The following is an 18328-nucleotide window of genomic DNA, read 5'->3' on the forward strand; positions in this document are numbered from 1 at the left end:
GCGCGCGAATTTCTAAATGGCGTATGCCGCCATGAACACTTTGATTCAAATGTGAAAGGGATATCAGGTTTTCTAAATGGCGTATGCCGCCATGAACCAAGCATCGGTTTACCGACTTTTGACTTAGTTTTTCTAAATGGCGTATGCCGCCATGAACATTTAATTTTAGTTGTAAGTATTGCATTAACATTTCTAAATGGCGTATGCCGCCATGAACAATTGGATTTTGCGGAGTCCACGCTTTCTAATTTTCTAAATGGCGTATGCCGCCATGAACGCCAGTCGGGACGAAACCAAGTATTAAAAACATTTCTAAATGGCGTATGCCGCCATGAACATTACAAGACTACTCACAACGTGAGTTAGAACTTTCTAAATGGCGTATGCCGCCATGAACATTCGATAACTGGTTGATCTTGTATTTGAAACTTTCTAAATGGCGTATGCCGCCATGAACAAGCGCGCATGATTTTCGATTGGGATTTCACTTTTCTAAATGGCGTATGCCGCCATGAACTGGTACTGGTTGCTTGTTTGGTTATTTGTCAGTTTCTAAATGGCGTATGCCGCCATGAACAAGCGCGCATGATTTTCGATTGGGATTTCACTTTTCTAAATGGCGTATGCCGCCATGAACTGGTACTGGTTGCTTGTTTGGTTATTTGTCAGTTTCTAAATGGCGTATGCCGCCATGAACAAATAAAAAACACTTGTCGGGCGCGCGAGTATTTTCTAAATGGCGTATGCCGCCATGAACAATACAGTTATTAACTTCTTCTGGACTGGAGTTTTCTAAATGGCGTATGCCGCCATGAACATTCATTTTTGAGTGAAAACATGGTCTATGTTTTTCTAAATGGCGTATGCCGCCATGAACTCGAGCTACAGCACATCCATCATTGTTTGATATTTCTAAATGGCGTATGCCGCCATGAACGAAGATATTTCACGTATTAGAGTTATTCCCAATTTCTAAATGGCGTATGCCGCCATGAACAAGAACTAGTTCTGAAGTCTCATCATTCAAATTTTCTAAATGGCGTATGCCGCCATGAACATGAGGCTTTTAAGCGCTTGATTGGTCATGAATTTCTAAATGGCGTATGCCGCCATGAACTCTGAAAGCTTTCGAGCAAACCAAATCACCATTTTCTAAATGGCGTATGCCGCCATGAACGAACTTCCAGATGCACCAAAATCGGATACGGATTTCTAAATGGCGTATGCCGCCATGAACATCAAAGGGTGGTGATGTAATTAAGCGTTCTTTTTCTAAATGGCGTATGCCGCCATGAACGCATTTGCATTCTTGCCGACTATGCTGAAGATTTTCTAAATGGCGTATGCCGCCATGAACTAAAGTTTGGCGCATCAACCGTGTGTCCTTGATTTCTAAATGGCGTATGCCGCCATGAACTAGTTCAAATGGCTTACCAGCACTAATTGATTTTTCTAAATGGCGTATGCCGCCATGAACATATCTCACCAACTTTGCAAGCACAAAATGATTTTCTAAATGGCGTATGCCGCCATGAACGTATCAATCATGGCTGAAGTTTTTCAAAATCATTTCTAAATGGCGTATGCCGCCATGAACAGTATTTAACAAGTCTTTGGCCGCTTTACCTTTTTCTAAATGGCGTATGCCGCCATGAACACAGAGGGCGTTTGTAAAACATTAGACATTCATTTCTAAATGGCGTATGCCGCCATGAACCTCGAACGTGGGTTTTATGAAGAGGCCTACAATTTCTAAATGGCGTATGCCGCCATGAACAAAAAATCATCGTTCTGATGAAAAATCCTTTTTTTCTAAATGGCGTATGCCGCCATGAACGACAAAAAATCACTTTAACATCAGACATGGTCTTTCTAAATGGCGTATGCCGCCATGAACATTACAAGACTACTCACAACGTGAGTTAGAACTTTCTAAATGGCGTATGCCGCCATGAACATTCGATAACTGGTTGATCTTGTATTTGAAACTTTCTAAATGGCGTATGCCGCCATGAACGATAATCGTTGATCTGCATCGGAATATTTTCATTTCTAAATGGCGTATGCCGCCATGAACAATATCCAACATTTTGAGTTGTGCGTTGGTATTTTCTAAATGGCGTATGCCGCCATGAACAAATAAAAAACACTTGTCGGGCGCGCGAGTATTTTCTAAATGGCGTATGCCGCCATGAACCTAGATAATCGTCTTCTTGATCACTGATAGCTTTTCTAAATGGCGTATGCCGCCATGAACGTTTCAGTGATTGACACTATAGACGGTGAAAATTTCTAAATGGCGTATGCCGCCATGAACGACATCCAGCGCTCAGGTGAGGACGTTGCCGTTTTCTAAATGGCGTATGCCGCCATGAACATAACTTAGACTAATAAAGCAAAAACCCCACTTTTCTAAATGGCGTATGCCGCCATGAACGCTTCAAAAGTTGGCTTCACTAAGATGCTAATTTTCTAAATGGCGTATGCCGCCATGAACGATCCCCTGCAATTCGCGCAAGGATTTCAGCTTTTCTAAATGGCGTATGCCGCCATGAACTTGATAACAAGGTTTTGCATTTAACGGGTCGTTTTCTAAATGGCGTATGCCGCCATGAACGGCGACTCAAATATACACTACATAGCAAAGAATTTCTAAATGGCGTATGCCGCCATGAACCCTTACTAGCATCAGCGATTGCAGAGCGATTGTTTCTAAATGGCGTATGCCGCCATGAACGCTTTGTTTTTATGCGTTTTATCGACAAGGCTTTTCTAAATGGCGTATGCCGCCATGAACCAATACGGCTCAATCTCAACTGATAATATTGATTTCTAAATGGCGTATGCCGCCATGAACCCGTGTCTTACATTTCAAAGATGCAGATGCATTTTCTAAATGGCGTATGCCGCCATGAACATTGGATAGCACAGATGGCGAACAATTATACATTTCTAAATGGCGTATGCCGCCATGAACAAAACAATAGTTTTAAAAATCATTACTTCGAGTTTCTAAATGGCGTATGCCGCCATGAACTGGATAAATTAAGCCTTACGGGTAACGCTATCTTTCTAAATGGCGTATGCCGCCATGAACGCCATTTTATGTAAGGTGGCTTTTAAATAGTTTTTCTAAATGGCGTATGCCGCCATGAACTGACGCCGCGCTTGCGCAGCATCTAGCATACTTTTCTAAATGGCGTATGCCGCCATGAACTATAGTGTAGCCATCTTGGGATTTTAGAGTCATTTCTAAATGGCGTATGCCGCCATGAACGTGAGTAATCATTATAGATGCAGCTTTCACAATTTCTAAATGGCGTATGCCGCCATGAACCTATCTTTGATAAATAGTCTTCTTTGTTACATTTTCTAAATGGCGTATGCCGCCATGAACACAAAATCCCCCATCTGGGCATTAGATATTGCTTTCTAAATGGCGTATGCCGCCATGAACATCAAGAAAGCCATACATAGCTAAGACAAGTGTTTCTAAATGGCGTATGCCGCCATGAACAAGAATTAATAAACGGTTTAGATTGGGTCATGTTTCTAAATGGCGTATGCCGCCATGAACGCGTTTGTCTCCAGTCGCAGTCTTTAGGTAATTTTCTAAATGGCGTATGCCGCCATGAACAGTTACATAAGATTCAAAAGCAAGCAGATAAATTTCTAAATGGCGTATGCCGCCATGAACCTTAGAAATAAAATTGCATCAGATCAAATATATTTTCTAAATGGCGTATGCCGCCATGAACTTTTGCCTATCCGGATGAATGCTAGTTCATCTTTTCTAAATGGCGTATGCCGCCATGAACGTTCAGTAGCAAGTAATGATTTACCTGAGCCATTTCTAAATGGCGTATGCCGCCATGAACTGACTGTTCCCAACCAAAAATGTTCACTAAATTTTCTAAATGGCGTATGCCGCCATGAACATAGACGTGTTTAGGAAATCTCCAACGTGTAATTTCTAAATGGCGTATGCCGCCATGAACTTTTACCGTCAGTATATCGCACTGAAAAAGACTTTCTAAATGGCGTATGCCGCCATGAACAAAAGGGAGAAATTCTCCCTTTTTTCATTTAATTTCTAAATGGCGTATGCCGCCATGAACGTTCTTTTCTTATCTGATCTATAAGGCGTTAATTTCTAAATGGCGTATGCCGCCATGAACTTCCTCAGCCTGTCAATTATCGGGTTTTTAGTTTTCTAAATGGCGTATGCCGCCATGAACGGTTGATGAGTTACCAGTGTTTTTATACTTTTTTTCTAAATGGCGTATGCCGCCATGAACTTTGGGTGAATCTCCTGAAACAGTATCTCGTTTTTCTAAATGGCGTATGCCGCCATGAACATATCATATCCAATAAGTCACTACAATGTTTTTTTCTAAATGGCGTATGCCGCCATGAACTCTTGGTGAAGTTGGCACACGTAAAGTTAATGTTTCTAAATGGCGTATGCCGCCATGAACTACAATCATCAACCACTTGATATGCAATTTTATTTCTAAATGGCGTATGCCGCCATGAACTATAAAATTATAGTAAAAATATAAGTTACAACAAGTACTTATCATGGGTTTTAGCAATTTACCCAATCAAAAAATGACTTATTGTAACTTATTGATTTTATTAAGCTGTTAAAGAGTAGAAAAAATATTGGGTCAAAACTCTGGAACTGTTGCCATTCGACTTAGCCCATACGTTCCAAACTCTCCATCTTTTGCCTCATCAACAAGAGATTTACCAATATATAAACGATAGGGTCGATCTATATTTTGCTCTCGTTTTGCACTCAGACTTTTTAAACTTACATAAGGTTCAATGATAGGTTGCTCAATATATTGTTTAAAATGTTGCTTAGCCTCATCCAAAGAAATATTTCGACGTCGCGCTTGATGAACTATACGCTCCTCAACACTCATCTTTGGATTAACTCGATAATAATGTGCATAGCCATTAATCTTGGCTTGAGGTATTTCTCTCGGTTGAGTGATATGTACATAATCAATGAGTCGTTCTAGCCATTTGCCTAAATTAAGCTGTTGTAGCTGATTTTCCGAGCTGGCAAACACACGAATTTTTGTACCCAAAAAACCAATTTTCTTTTGCTCATTCATACGATATTGAGGGAAAGATACGCCAAAGGATATTCTTCCCTGCTCATTACTATGTTCGGCAAAAGCAATATGAAGCTGGGTATAAACTTTTGACCAAAGAAAATACGCAGAAGTATCTTCATTAGGCAAAAGTGTAAGCTCAATATAATATTGCATTATTTGTCACTCTCACCAAAGACGCCACCACGTACCAAAACAGACATAACATAATGCTGCTGCTCAATTTCAGGAACTTTACCTGTATTTATCCAACCATCAAACAGACTATAGAAATCTTGTCCTTCTTTGGGCTGACGATACGCTTTCCCTTCAGAAGTCACTGAACCATAAGGTTCAACTGCAATTGGTTTAGTGGCTTCTGGATACCATGTATCAATAGTACGTAGGGCGTTACCAATTTTTTGTGAGTGAATCCCTGCTTCATTGTCCTTTATTGCATATAGGGTTTTACTTTTTTTACCCTTTGTATTCCCTGTATCAAGAATTAATTCTTGAGAGGGATAAACCTCTTGCCCTTCTCCTAAACGCGCAAAACCTGTAACACGTAATAATACATGTTCATCACCCGTCAACCCTGCCTGAATCCATGTAGAAAGTTGTGTTAACGATTGTTCCTGATCTGAATGGACTTTAACCTCATATAAGCGATTAGCCAAAGCATCAAAATTCAATTTTGCACTTGGTTTACCATCAACAATACGCTCAACGGTCACACTGACATTTTCAGCACCGATACGATTACGCCATAAAAAACGTCCATTAGCGAGATTTACTGCATAACGTTTAGCCAATTCTTGAAATTGTGTTTCAACTTTATACCCTGAAACAACTGCATTAAGACGTTCTGCAAAACTTTCATCATTACAGGCTGATGGTTGTCCAACATTCGGTAAAATACGTAAGGTAAATGTAACAGCAACCGTATCTTTACCTTGTGGTAATGCTGCAATATCAACGGTTTGTAAGTTGGCTTTTTCTACCGCTGCATTAATATACGCAGGATCAATTTCTTTGGCATTTTTAGGGCGATTTGAAATCGTACCTCGTACTGATTTTTCCTGAATCTGGATAACTGTTGTACCTGCACCATTTTCAATTTCTTTCCAGTTGACTGCAGTCATACGCCCATCTGATGGGTCTAAATGACGGTTAAATGATAATACTGATGCAGTTTTAATTTTAGTTGTTGGAGCTTTAGCCATGATTAATCTTCCTGTTCTTCTAAATCTAATTCATCGAAATCAAATGATTGTTCTTCTAAATCATCTGACAATAATTGTAAGTTGAGTTTTGGAGCAAAAGGTTGAGTGATTTCATAAACCCCATCTTTAGGTTCGGTGTTATAAGTCCATAAGGTATGGGTTAAATCTGAAATCCGATGCGGACTTTGCCACTCTCCCAAACTCAATAAAGTTTCAACAAAAGTTGCTGGATATTGATTATCTCTTACGCCTGTAATTGAACCTTTGTCTTGAAGTTTTGTTAATGCTGCATAGCCAATTGGTATCGGCACTAACCAGCCTTTTAAATGCTCAGGTCGAGACCTCACTTGCCAAATACCTTTAAGCTCTCCCTCAGCACCAAGTTGCGATTGTTCCTTACTGGAAAGATTGAGGCGGCTGATATCCAACAAAGTATCCAGAACATCAGGATTCTGCTCTTGTGTCTCTAAATACGCTTGTTGTCGGCTTAACCATTTTTGATGAGCAAGCAACACTTCATGTCGATGCAGCAATGCAAAACCTGGCAATAACGCATGACGCAATTTTTCGGTTTTATTGATAGCCTCAGACAATGTCCAATTCACCAATTTAGGCTTTACCCGTCGATGAGGAAAAATTGCTCCACCAGCCAATCGTATTCCGTAAATCAATTGGTTAAGTCTTTGAATTAAGTATTGGGTTTGCTCATTTAAATCTTCATCATTGGCAGATAAATGTTGATCTAAATCATCGCCACTTAAACCAATGATCAAACTAACCTCAAAATGCCCTTTTCCTTCTTCCACCATTGCAGGCGTTGATCCATCTGATTCTAAAGGATGACGAGCGAGATTGAGTTGATAGGGTGAATAACGGTAATCGCTACTTTTCGTCACTTGAGGGGTAAACTGGTGACATACGATACCAATCCCACAACATTCCAGATTGCGATACTGTTCTCTTTCATTCAATTTTCGCTGCAAAGCATGAGCAAAGCCTGTAAAGGCACTCGGTGCAGGAAAGCCCCATGTTAGATGACTACTGATAATAGAAGCATTTTCAACTTGTAAACGGACAATATATAAAGCTTTAGGATAGGCATAACTCATTAGGCAAACTCCTCTTTGAGTAATTGCAACTTATCCCGCAAGGCGATTGACCATACCCGAGACTCATGATCATCCAGATCAACTAATTTGCCTCTGACAATTAAAATTTTGTTTAACCAATTGCCAAAGTTGTTGCCCACTTCAGTACGCCAATCCCGACAACGATAATCTTCTAACCATTGCTGTTCTTCATCCGTTAAAATATTTTGATCTTCCTTGTCAAAAAGCTCCTCACGATAGCCACGATCCAACCAGAAACTTTCGGCACGGTTAAAGTTACGCTGCGAGTCAAGTGTCCACCCTGAATTTGCACTTTGTTGAAGTTCAAGACTCATATCAATCACACAATCCACAAGCTGATTGACTAATTCATCTCGCCTATCTCGAAACACAACATTATTTCGATCATATTCATGTCGATATATATGAATGATAGACTTTAAAATCGGTTTTACATCCTTACGATTACTTAAATACCCTGTAAAGACTGAATCAGATTTTGGCAATTCAACTAACTGTCCTTGCCAAACAGGTGGTAACGATGGCAATAACCACATCGAACCACGACGATCACTATTCAGTTGTGAGATATTCTGCGGCTTAGAACCGCCATAATTATGAACCAGTAAACTTGGGTATTCTCGGCTTTCCTTCAAATAATGCAGACCCTTAAAGCGAGCTTCACGTAACACCTTGCTTTGCTCACCAAAGCGATCATGTGAAATTTGCTGATAAACCCGATGTACTAAAGCACTTGGGTATAAAATCACCAAGATATGATACTTATCTTGAGTGACAGGAAAATAAACCTGCTTGGATAAACGCCCTGCATTTAACTCCGATGGAATTTCACTGAATGCCAAAAATCTTTGATAGCGGATTTGTGCCTGTTCAGCATTGCTTGCGAGCGCAGCAATCAAGTCTTGATCCGCTTTTAATAAACGATCAAGTAAGGATATCCCTTCGAACTTTTGCCGTAATAGCTTAAATACATCCAAGACGGCAGCATTTCCAATCACATCAGCTTCCAGTTGTAGACCCTGTGATCCAACAAAATCATGAGTCTTATCTTGCTCTGCATAAAACATAGCAGATGCTTTAGAACTGGGGTGGTGCTGTTTTGGGGTATGTGTTGCCAAACGAATTTGGCTGATTCTTAAACTCGCCTCTTCTAACCATGTTTCAGGTTGGTATTTTTCTAGTAGCTTTTCACGTTCAGTAAAGTCATCTTCTTTTAGCTTCTCCAACTTTTCCTTTAAACGCCCCTGAATGTATTGCTCAATCAAGAATCGAATGGTTGGAGGAGAAGCATCTTCGAGTACTTCAGTCATTATTTTTCCTTAGTTTTTACAAAGTAAATTATTTTTTTAAAGTTATCTTTGTTATCATTTACGATAGTTTAACTATCGTAAATGATGTCCATTACCTAACTGCTTAGACTCTTCTAACCAGATATGTGCTAAACATCCTTTCCTCCTTACCCTATCGGGTGATGTGATGATCCTGCCAGATCGTTAGTTAAACTAATCATTTTTAATAACCTAGTCAGTAATTCATAAAATGTAAGTTATCCACTAATTAAACTAATAGATTTCCATCTACATTGCAATAGATTTTCATGTGATATACTTCGCTCTACCATACAGGTAACTTAGAAATAGTCTGCTTATACAAGTGTTCACTGCCGCACAGGCAGCTTAGGAATAGGGATTTATAAGGTTTATTCCCTTATAAATCCTAGCCAATCGTGATACAGCCATTTCTTTTGCTCTGCCAGTTTGGGTAAATTAAGACTTAAATATCGAGAACAGTTTTCAGCCCAGCTTCGACCCAATGAAATTGTATTTAAATATTTTTCTAAAGCGATTTCAGGTTTCTGATTCGGCCAACAGTGAATTTGAGGATTATTTGTCAATTCAATTCGTCTAACCAAACTTTCGACCAATAACCAATTTCCTGTTTTTTCATTGTATTGATATAGCTTTAAAGCCTGCTCTTCCTCTTCTGCTCTCAACGCAGTAAAAAACTCAGCCTGTGACTGCCGAAATCGGCTCAATGTTTGTAAAATGCCTGTATAGTGAATAGGCGTATTCCAAAAACTATAAGCAGGAAATTTAATTGGTGATACATCAATAGAACGCATCTCAGGACAGATGCCATGACCCAATAAAATGTGATGCATACGGTCATGTTCTAAATCAGCTAAACGTGGATAGCCTGATCTTTCATAGTATTGTTTGAGGTAATTTGCTGGTGGCTGGATCAATCGAGCAATTGAGTCGAGTTGTTTAAAATGGTTAAGATCCATTAAACCTGCATTTTTTGTATCATCTATTCCTCGTAAAAAATGCCTCCTTACACCTTTCCCTTGAAACTCAAATCCGGTTGCTTCAAAACCAGGACGAGAAAAACAAGCTTGTTGAGGATACCTAAAATGACGGATGTTAGTTTCCATAATAAAGACATTAGAATGGAAGTAAGGTTCTGTACGATGCCGTCTTGCTCGACCTGATGCCTGAATAATAGAACGCATCGAAGAAGGTTCAATGATCATCCAGTCATAATCATGATCTCTACCTACTTCACAGACAGGCGAAGCCAATACCAAAATAATCTGTTTTTGTTCAGGATATTTTTGCAACCAGTTCTGTACCAAATGATGATCATGTGGTTGCTTTCCATTGTTGCGATCTAAAATTTCATCCAGATACTTTTCGATATTGGCTCGAATCAGTAACGGAAAACGGGAATGATATACACATAAATGAATACGAGTGTCTGCATCAATTTTTTGTTTTAATAATAGTTGGGCAATGTCTGCCATGGGATCAATATTGGCAAAACGCACCAACCCCACACTATATTGTTTTTGTGTTTTTGGATCAGTTATGGCATTTAACTGATGAGCTTTAAAACTAGTACTTAGAATATGTTGGGTAAATACATTTTGCCACTTTTCAATTGCAGGGATTTGTCTAGGTAAACCGACCCATTCTAAAGTACGTCTTTGTGTTGATACTGTATGTTCATTTAGATAAGCTGCCCGTTTTTTTGTAAATTGCCGATGAGCTTTTTCAAATACGGGACTGGCTTCTGAATTTTTGACAGTACCATCACACGGAATCACTTGATGCGTAATGTTTTTTTCATTTTCATCGAACCATGCAGCAATAATTGGCTGATTGGCTTGAGTACGATGAAGATTATAAAACTTACGTCCAGAACTATAGGCCAGATATAAACCATTAATTTCAGCAGGCGTTAATGTTGCAGAAGACAATAACACCCGACTTCCCAATAAACCTGCCCAATAGACCAGTCGGGTGAGTGCATAATAATCCTCTGGTGAAAAATCATCAGGTTCATCTAAAACTAAATCAGATGACATCAGGCGTAACATAGGTGCAATTTGCCGCCCACCTCTAGTACTTTCAGTTGCGGGAATTAAATGGTCAATCGTGCAACATAAGATTGGACTCATCAGCATTTTTTTAATCTGATGATTACCTTTCAACCACTTTGTTAACAAATGATCTGATGGCAAAATTCCTTCAAAATCTAGCTCAAAGTCTTCAAAATCGACCTGCACATCAGGTTCAAATAAACCAGTTAAAGATTCCGATCCCATCATTTTGGCTAAGGCAGGGTTTTTAGTTGGGTCAGGGTTTTCTATATCCTGAATAAATTGTTCTGAACTAGTTTGGCTATATTGTTCAAATATTTCTTTAACCGCACCGCCACCAACCATAATAGCTAAATCAGTCTCATCCAGATGTAATTTTTGTCGCAGTGCCCTGCCTGTTTGTAAGGTCAAAGTTCTTAAACCCAACGCAATATTAAACCGTGTGCCCTTTTCAGGATCAGCTAAACCATACATAATTCGTGTATTGGCTAGGGTTTTGCCTCGTCCTGTAGAGGCTAAATTCACACCAAAAAAACCATGATTTGGATAATTTTTCTGAATACTACAAGCTTCCTGATAAGACTTATCCTGCCATTTATAATAAGGATTGCTGGTTTTTCCTTCCAAAGATCGTTGTTTCGGTAGACGATTAAATAATTCATCTAAACGAGTCAACGCGCCCATAAGTTTTCGAGCAGATTGACTTACACCAACCAGATGATCATCTAAAGGCTGTTTTAATTCACCAAATTTATCTGTATTGGCATAACAGGAATATTTCGGATCATGCCATTTCGGTGTCGGCTCACAACTTGAATAATGGTGATCAGATAACATCAACACCAAACGGGAAACATGGCTGAGATAAGGATCGGACAAATTGGTCGCTGGATAGGCTTTGTAAAGTTGTAAGAGCTGTGCTGCACAGCTATTCATTTCCTTACACCATGTTTGGCTATTAAAAGGAATATGCTCAGCTTTTATTTTCCAACATTCCTGAATGTCTTTTTCCTTATTTTTATCTTCAATATTATACTGACGTGGATAACACCACCTAAAATTCAGGTCATCTAATACGGTATCAAACTTTGATGCGGCATACTTGTCATTGCTATTTTTGTTTAATAAATAGTTAGGAATAGGCAAACGATGATGTGAAACGATTAACCAGGCAACCAGTTTGGCAATTTCTGGTATTTCTTGAAATGGTGATTGATGCGGGGCTTGATCAGGATGATCCTTAATCATATTTTCTAGCCATATATAATCATCATTTTGAGGCGCGATTTTAATTAGTTTTTCAATCCAGAACTCATCTTGATGACCACATGATTTCACAAAGGCTTCAAATAACCTTAAAGAAATCCATTCATGCCGAAATGGATCAGCAATCGGTTTTTTATTGTCCTTTGCGTTGGCTATTTTCTTGGAAAAAAAAGGATTTATTTTCCCAAAATCATGAAATAAAGCAGCAATTCGGCTCAACACAGCAATTAATGGAGCCGTTTGCCAATTATGATCACTATAATCCAATATAATTGGCTTGGCAGTCCGATTGACAGGCACAATCCCCTGCTCATTAAACTTATTACGATTTCCCACAATCCATAAAAGTTCACTTCTACGCCGGCCACGAATCCAATGGCAACTCACCGCGGTATTCTTCGTGACTGTTTTTCTGAGCAGCTTTTTTACTGCTAACAAACCATCTTCAGTGATCACCGTTTGCCAAGTGTTATCACCGATCCGATCTGCAAATGCATCTAACACACGACGCGTTCGAGGAATCGCTTTCTTTTCACATTGGGAAATAAAAGTGACGATCATCATTCACTCTCCACTACAGGAAAGCTTTTACATGCCTGCAACTTCACTTGCTCAAACATCCAATCTAGACAACGATATTCAGTAAATTTTTGGAGAAGTTGCTGCCTAAACTCTTGTTCTTTCATTCCTTCTTTAGCACATATAAATGCCCACGGTAAAACCACTGCATCCTTAACTAAATCAGCCACATCAAACACCAAAGCACCGCGTCTAGTCTTACCATGCATCACAGCAAAACCATGATTGATACCGAGCACCCAAAGTGTGGTTGCCGAAAGCCCATAAGCCAAATAGTTGCCATGGTTCAAAAAGTCATTCGCCAAATCACCCTGTTCAGGATTACGTTCAAAACTAAGTTTGCAACGAATCGCTGCAATCTTATAAAGTTGTTTGGTCATTTGTGCTTCTGCAAGCAATAAATCGCCAACCTTAGCCATATTTGGAATTTTCTTTTCAAAACCATTTAACGCTTGTTGAATATCCTGATCATCTAAATAAAAGCCTTCGTCTTTTAGGTCTTTGTCTTTTGCCCAAATTTTGCGGATAAACTCAATTCGAGCAAATTGAAATTGTTTTGCCACGTCTAAGCGTTTAGCTTCATCAAACCAAAAACTCATCCATCCTTGCATATACTCCGTTGGACGATATTCATTCTGTGGCGTTAACCACTCCACTTCACTCCCTGCAAATAATGGTGTACCGCCACCCCCACAAAACCCCACCAAGACACCTGCACTACACAACATTCGCATCGCCGCTTGAGTAATAGATGTACCTGTTCCAAGTAAAATCACAGTGGTATTGGCTATTGGAGTATTCCAATACTGATTTTCATTTTTGGCTTCAGTGAGATATAAAACCCGACCATCTTTTTGCATCACGCGGCAATGTTCGAGATAATAAAGATTGGCACGCTTTGAATGTAATATTGCTTTTAAATCAGATGGATTAAGTTGTTCCATTGTTATGATTTCTCTTGTTTTTTCTTATACTACTTGAACATTTGGTAATAAAAAAGCTGCCGAAGCAGCTTAGCGACATATCATGTCGTTTTAACTTTATTCCTTTGAAAGATTAGCAAAAATTTAAGAATCAATCTTATCAAACTTACGATCAATCAAACTCAGGCGACCACGAACCACATCGGACAACATCCGCCAATCGGAAATAAAGCTATAAAGTGGTTGCTTAAAACTTGCAGGCTTATTATGTTCAAAGAAAAAATGTCCAACCCAAGCACACGCATAACCAGACAATAAGCCATAAGCCAAATATTTAGCCTTACGCTGGCGAATCGCTTTACTCCAAAAATATAAACCAATCGAACTGCCTGCTACATGCAAACGTCGACTCGCTATACTGCGATGCTCGGTTAAGTAAAAGCGATAAAACTCATTGTAATCTTTTATCGGTAAAGTGAATTCTACTGGCTTCGCTAAATTTGCTGGTGCATTCATTTATTGATCATCCTAATCCTGTCCTCTCTGCACACGGTACTGCATTTTTTGTACAAAATAAAGTCATGTAAGATAATACGATATACTGAACCATGTCCTACAAGGAAAATAGCCTTTTTCAGCATAATTGCTCAACTTGTGTTTAGGTTATACTCAATCATAAACTTATTCATTCTAACGGTCAGGAGTCATCTCCACATGGAAATAGAACTTAAATTTCAACTTCCTGCATCTAAGAAAAAAAGTGTGTTATTGGCATTAAATAAGCAGAAAGCTCAAAAAATTCGTCTACAAGCCAAATACTACGATACTGCTGATCGAACTTTAGCAAAAAACTATGTCGCAATCCGTTTGCGTCAAGAAGGTGAACATTGGGTACAGACCTTTAAAGCAGCAAGTAAAAACCATTTACAACGCATCGAAGAAGATATTGAACTGGGTAAATGTGAACAAGAACCTGTTTTAGATTTATCTCTTTATGAAAATTATCCAGCTATACAAAGTATTTTAAAAGACCTATTAGGAGATCCACTCACTCCATTAGAATTACAATTTCAAACTGATGTGGAGCGCACCTTTCACACCTTTGAATTTCAAGGTTCAAAAATCGAAGTCTGTTTAGATGATGGGGAAATTCGAACCGCCAATGACACAGCAAAAATCTGTGAAGTAGAATGTGAGTTAAAACAAGGTTCAGCCCGCGATTTAATTATTTTCTCGAATCACTTAGTCGAAAAATATCAATTATGGCTCGATGTACGCAGTAAAGCTGAACGAGGTAATTTATTGGCAATGGGGAAAAAGGTTTCACCAGCGACTAAAGCCAAAACATTACAACTTCAATCAGACTTTTCTGCTGAGCAAGCGATCAAACTGATTATTGAAAACTGCTTAAATCAAATCCTACCCAATGCTGCCGCAATTGCTGGCGAGGTAGCTGAAGCAGATCATATTCACCAAGCGCGCGTTGGCATACGTCGTTTACGTTCAGCACTCAAACATTTTTCTCATTGGACAGAGCAACTTGATCCAGCTTGGCAAAATGACCTGACAGAGATTTTTCAAGCATTGGGTCAATCAAGAGATCAAGATGCGATTCAAGCATCCGTCATTCCATTGATTAAGGCTGTATCTGATTTTGACTTCTCATTTCCAAGTTCAGCTAAAACGAATATTTCCAAGCAATTAAGCAGTGTTAAAACAACACAGCTATTTCTATCATTATTTAGCTTTATCTATAGTGAAAATGAATCAACAACGAAGTTGTCGAAACAAGTTGCGAAAAGTTTAACGCAACTCTATCAAAAGATTTTGAAAGATACCTCGGTATTTTCAGAACTTCCAGTTGAACAACAACACCGTACACGAAAACGAGTAAAACAATTGCGTTATTGCATCGACTTTGTATCAGGCTTATATCCTGAAAAGAAGGTTCAGCAATTTCTAGATAAGTTACAGCCGATCCAAGAATATTTAGGTTTTTATAATGACTTGTTTGTGGCTGAGCAAATTTTTCAGCAACATGCAGCGAAGCAATCGCAATTTTTATTTGCTTTAGGTTGGGTCAAGGCACAACAACCGCATGTGATGAAAAAAGCAGATAAAAAGCTACAAGTCTTGTCTCATAAAGATATCTTCTGGGAGTAAAAGTTTCTTTTGCCTTCTATATTATTATCATAACGGAGTCGTACCGAACCCTCATTCAATCTCGGTATATGCCTTCGGCGACCTACTTTTCTTTCGGGAAAAGTAGGCAAAACCATTTGTCATCCACAAAACCTGTTCTCGGCTTTCATTAATCTAATTTCATTAACTCGTCCAAAACTACCTATCTTTTTAGTATCACGCAGGTTGTGGATGACGCTCCCGAGTAGCATATTCCCAAACAAGATTTTTATGCAGCTTAGATCATTCAACGATACTTCCCAAAAATCTTCCACGTGCCATTATCGGCAATCGGATCACTGTAGCTATCATTGCGTTGCTTGCGCGGCTTATCCCGCGCATCGACCAATTTAAAATGTGGCTCTACACTGAGAATCATGCCATTCATATAAAAACGGGTGCGCGTGTATTCACTTTGCCCATGCTGAAACACATATGTGCGTAAATCGATAAACTCACGATGAGCCACCAAAGCTGCGGTATCATCGCTCTCTAACCATGATTGCATCGCAAAAATTTGATCAGTATCAAACTGTCCGCATTTTTCCACTAATGCCGCCACGCCTCGAAAAGTTTTAGATTCTTTTGCACGAGTTTTATTAATCCGAATCCGATCTACATGGAAAAAAAATAGAGGTAGATTCAGATGACTCGGTAAATGGATGGCATCAATAACCTCATCTTGCATAAATGGCTGACAAAGTTGCTGCGCTCTTTCAATCAAAGGTTGCCATTGACGATAATATGCATCCACTTCCTCTTTTAAGCCGTAATATATCGGCAACCCTTCTACATGCTGCAAATGTTGAGGTGGATGAATATGCTGACGCAGTAAAGCAATATCGGTTTTTAGGCTTTGAATCTCGATTGCATCTGACATTTTGATTATTCTAATCTACTTAGGCTATTTTAGATTAAGACAACGGTTTTGTTTATGCAAGGCTTTGTCTATAATGTCTAATCTAGTTTAGTTGGAAAAGAACATGTCTCAAAAAATTAATGCGACTGATGTAACTGAAGAAGAAGCTTTAAATGCGGTATTTTTTGAGCGTGCAGATGAATTTATTAAACTCGCCAATGAATTTTGCCGTCCACCAAAAGGACAAACAGCAAAACCAGAAGAGTTACGTGGTCAAGTGAGTGCAGCAATGCTATTTGCCACTGCCCGTTTTAACACATGGGTCGCAGCAAATAATTTTAAAGATGGCAATGAAATGCAAGAAGCGAAAGAGCAAGTCATGTCATATTTACTGCAACAATTTCAAATGATGTTAGAAGATAACTTTGACGAATATTGTGAGCAGTTTGATAACTATTTACGTTTCCGCAAAAACGAAGATTTCCACACACATAAACATGACCACAAATAATCCTTTGTAGGTCGAATCGATAAAAGGCATTGGGTATCTCAATGCCTTTATCTTTTTTAATTAGAATACGGTATTCACCAAATATGCGGTATAAGCAACGAAGCTGAATAACCACACTCCGCCCTTAACACGTCCGATTCGCCCTCTTCCTTTAAAGCTAAGTGTAAATATCAACAGGCTTAAAGTGAGTGCACCCATTACCACCATGTCACGATGTAACACCTCTTGTGGCACAACTGTAGGATGAATCACCCCAGCTAAACCGACAACAGCGAGCGTGTTAAACATATTGGAGCCGATCACATTACCTATCGCAATATCTAACTCACCTTTGCGTGCTGCTGCGATCGAAGAAGCCAGCTCTGGTAAAGAAGTACCAATTGCAACCACGGTTAAGCCTATAATCAAATCACTCACACCAAAGGCTTGTGCAATTTCTACCGCCCCCCAAACCAATAAGCGTGAACTAATCACTAAGATAATCAAACCAAATAAAAGCTGAAAAATCGAAGTCTTTAATGGTGTTTGTTTGCTTTGTAGATCGGTGTTGAACTCATGACTTAATACATCACTTTGACTTCGCATGCCTTGCCAAATCGACCAGCCCATATATAAGACCAGCATCAAAAGCATTAACACTGCATCAATTCGGCTGAGCATCTCATCAAAAATTTGTAAGATACAGATTGCGGTGACTAACAATAATATTGGCAATTCTTTACGTACAACCGCAGATTGCACCATAATCGGATGAATTAATGCAGTCACCCCAAGAATCAAAGCAATATTCGCGATATTTGAACCATAAGCATTCCCTAATGCCAATCCTGGGTTTCCATCAATAGCAGCCATAACCGAGACAACAATTTCGGGTGCTGATGTACCAAACCCGACAATAATCATCCCAACTAGCAAGGGCGGCATACCTAAGTGACCCGCAGTGGCTGAAGCACCATCAATAAACTTATCAGCACTCCAGACCAATAAAATCAGTCCAACAATCACCGCGATCACAGCAAAAGCCATGCTACTCCCCTTTTCCTTATCAATGAAAACACTTCACATGCATTGGATTAGCTTGTCTTCTAATATGACGAGCAACAAAAATCCAAGCATGTGAATTTAAATCTAACTTCAACTATGAAAGCACAGATTTTTTAAAAAACCAC

Annotated in this window: 11 protein-coding genes and 1 CRISPR repeat array (1 of these 12 only partly in view); of the genes, 2 read left to right on the forward strand and 9 right to left on the reverse strand. The window is 39.2% G+C overall.

Annotation, left to right across the window (positions count from 1 at the left end):
* Window positions 1-4538: a CRISPR direct-repeat array (repeat unit 28 nt; unit sequence TTTCTAAATGGCGTATGCCGCCATGAAC) (it extends 1251 nt beyond the left edge of the window).
* Window positions 4539-4670: 132 nt separating this feature from the next.
* The 7 genes from cas6f to DS737_RS11025 form a co-directional block, all read right to left on the reverse strand.
* Window positions 4671-5282 carry a type I-F CRISPR-associated endoribonuclease Cas6/Csy4 gene (cas6f, locus tag DS737_RS10995; RefSeq protein ID WP_113997525.1) on the reverse strand — a complete coding sequence of 204 codons (612 nt, stop codon included), beginning with the start codon at window positions 5280-5282 and terminating at the stop codon, window positions 4671-4673.
* A complete protein-coding gene (gene csy3 / locus DS737_RS11000; protein ID WP_113997526.1) occupies window positions 5282-6328 on the reverse strand; it encodes a type I-F CRISPR-associated protein Csy3 in 1047 nt (348 codons plus the stop codon). The genes cas6f and csy3 overlap by 1 nt, the downstream gene beginning before the upstream one ends.
* 2 nt (window positions 6329-6330) lie before the next feature.
* Window positions 6331-7437 (reverse strand): type I-F CRISPR-associated protein Csy2, encoded by a 1107-nt coding sequence (gene csy2, locus DS737_RS11005; RefSeq protein ID WP_113997527.1) that lies wholly within the window; start codon window positions 7435-7437, stop codon window positions 6331-6333.
* Window positions 7437-8768: a type I-F CRISPR-associated protein Csy1 gene (gene csy1 / locus DS737_RS11010; protein WP_113997528.1), complete on the reverse strand. Its 1332-nt coding sequence runs from the start codon at window positions 8766-8768 to the stop codon at window positions 7437-7439. Before csy1 ends, csy2 begins: the two co-directional genes overlap by 1 nt.
* A 389-nt stretch (window positions 8769-9157) precedes the next feature.
* Window positions 9158-12670, reverse strand: a complete 3513-nt coding sequence (gene cas3f, locus DS737_RS11015) for a type I-F CRISPR-associated helicase Cas3f (RefSeq protein WP_228206827.1) — start codon at window positions 12668-12670, stop codon at window positions 9158-9160.
* Window positions 12667-13629 (reverse strand): type I-F CRISPR-associated endonuclease Cas1f, encoded by a 963-nt coding sequence (gene cas1f / locus DS737_RS11020; protein WP_113997529.1) that lies wholly within the window; start codon window positions 13627-13629, stop codon window positions 12667-12669. The genes cas3f and cas1f overlap by 4 nt, the downstream gene beginning before the upstream one ends.
* Window positions 13630-13752: 123 nt before the next feature.
* The gene (locus tag DS737_RS11025) at window positions 13753-14124 is read right to left on the reverse strand and encodes a DUF962 domain-containing protein (RefSeq protein WP_100833450.1); all 372 of its coding nucleotides are present in this window, start codon (window positions 14122-14124) and stop codon (window positions 13753-13755) included.
* Window positions 14125-14322: 198 nt separating this feature from the next.
* Here DS737_RS11025 and DS737_RS11030 point away from each other — a divergent pair, with 198 nt between their 5' ends.
* The gene (locus tag DS737_RS11030; protein ID WP_113997530.1) at window positions 14323-15771 is read left to right on the forward strand and encodes a CYTH and CHAD domain-containing protein; all 1449 of its coding nucleotides are present in this window, start codon (window positions 14323-14325) and stop codon (window positions 15769-15771) included.
* 265 nt (window positions 15772-16036) lie between these two features.
* On the opposite strand, the gene DS737_RS11035 is transcribed toward DS737_RS11030, so the two are convergent.
* The gene (locus DS737_RS11035; RefSeq protein WP_113997531.1) at window positions 16037-16669 is read right to left on the reverse strand and encodes a hypothetical protein; all 633 of its coding nucleotides are present in this window, start codon (window positions 16667-16669) and stop codon (window positions 16037-16039) included.
* 103 nt (window positions 16670-16772) lie between these two features.
* On the opposite strand from DS737_RS11035, the gene DS737_RS11040 reads away from it, so the two are divergent.
* A complete protein-coding gene (locus DS737_RS11040; protein WP_004638360.1) occupies window positions 16773-17159 on the forward strand; it encodes a DUF3144 domain-containing protein in 387 nt (128 codons plus the stop codon).
* Window positions 17160-17219: 60 nt separating this feature from the next.
* On the opposite strand, the gene DS737_RS11045 is transcribed toward DS737_RS11040, so the two are convergent.
* Window positions 17220-18185 carry a calcium/sodium antiporter gene (locus DS737_RS11045; protein ID WP_113997532.1) on the reverse strand — a complete coding sequence of 322 codons (966 nt, stop codon included), beginning with the start codon at window positions 18183-18185 and terminating at the stop codon, window positions 17220-17222.
* Window positions 18186-18328: the final 143 nt, after the last annotated feature.

Origin of the sequence: Acinetobacter haemolyticus, assembly GCF_003323815.1 — a bacterium.
Taxonomy (GTDB): Bacteria; Pseudomonadota; Gammaproteobacteria; order Pseudomonadales; family Moraxellaceae; genus Acinetobacter; species Acinetobacter haemolyticus.

Bases quoted from the DNA above. Each gene is read 5' to 3' on its own strand.
- cas3f (WP_228206827.1), bottom strand. From the start codon at position 12,670: ATGATGATCGTCACTTTTATTTCCCAATGTGAAAAGAAAGCGATTCCT.
- DS737_RS11030 (WP_113997530.1), top strand. From the start codon at position 14,323: ATGGAAATAGAACTTAAATTTCAACTTCCTGCATCTAAGAAAAAAAGT.
- csy3 (WP_113997526.1), bottom strand. From the start codon at position 6,328: ATGGCTAAAGCTCCAACAACTAAAATTAAAACTGCATCAGTATTATCA.
- csy1 (WP_113997528.1), bottom strand. From the start codon at position 8,768: ATGACTGAAGTACTCGAAGATGCTTCTCCTCCAACCATTCGATTCTTG.
- csy2 (WP_113997527.1), bottom strand. From the start codon at position 7,437: ATGAGTTATGCCTATCCTAAAGCTTTATATATTGTCCGTTTACAAGTT.
- DS737_RS11025 (WP_100833450.1), bottom strand. From the start codon at position 14,124: ATGAATGCACCAGCAAATTTAGCGAAGCCAGTAGAATTCACTTTACCG.
- DS737_RS11045 (WP_113997532.1), bottom strand. From the start codon at position 18,185: ATGGCTTTTGCTGTGATCGCGGTGATTGTTGGACTGATTTTATTGGTC.
- cas1f (WP_113997529.1), bottom strand. From the start codon at position 13,629: ATGGAACAACTTAATCCATCTGATTTAAAAGCAATATTACATTCAAAG.
- DS737_RS11040 (WP_004638360.1), top strand. From the start codon at position 16,773: ATGTCTCAAAAAATTAATGCGACTGATGTAACTGAAGAAGAAGCTTTA.
- DS737_RS11035 (WP_113997531.1), bottom strand. From the start codon at position 16,669: ATGTCAGATGCAATCGAGATTCAAAGCCTAAAAACCGATATTGCTTTA.
- cas6f (WP_113997525.1), bottom strand. From the start codon at position 5,282: ATGCAATATTATATTGAGCTTACACTTTTGCCTAATGAAGATACTTCT.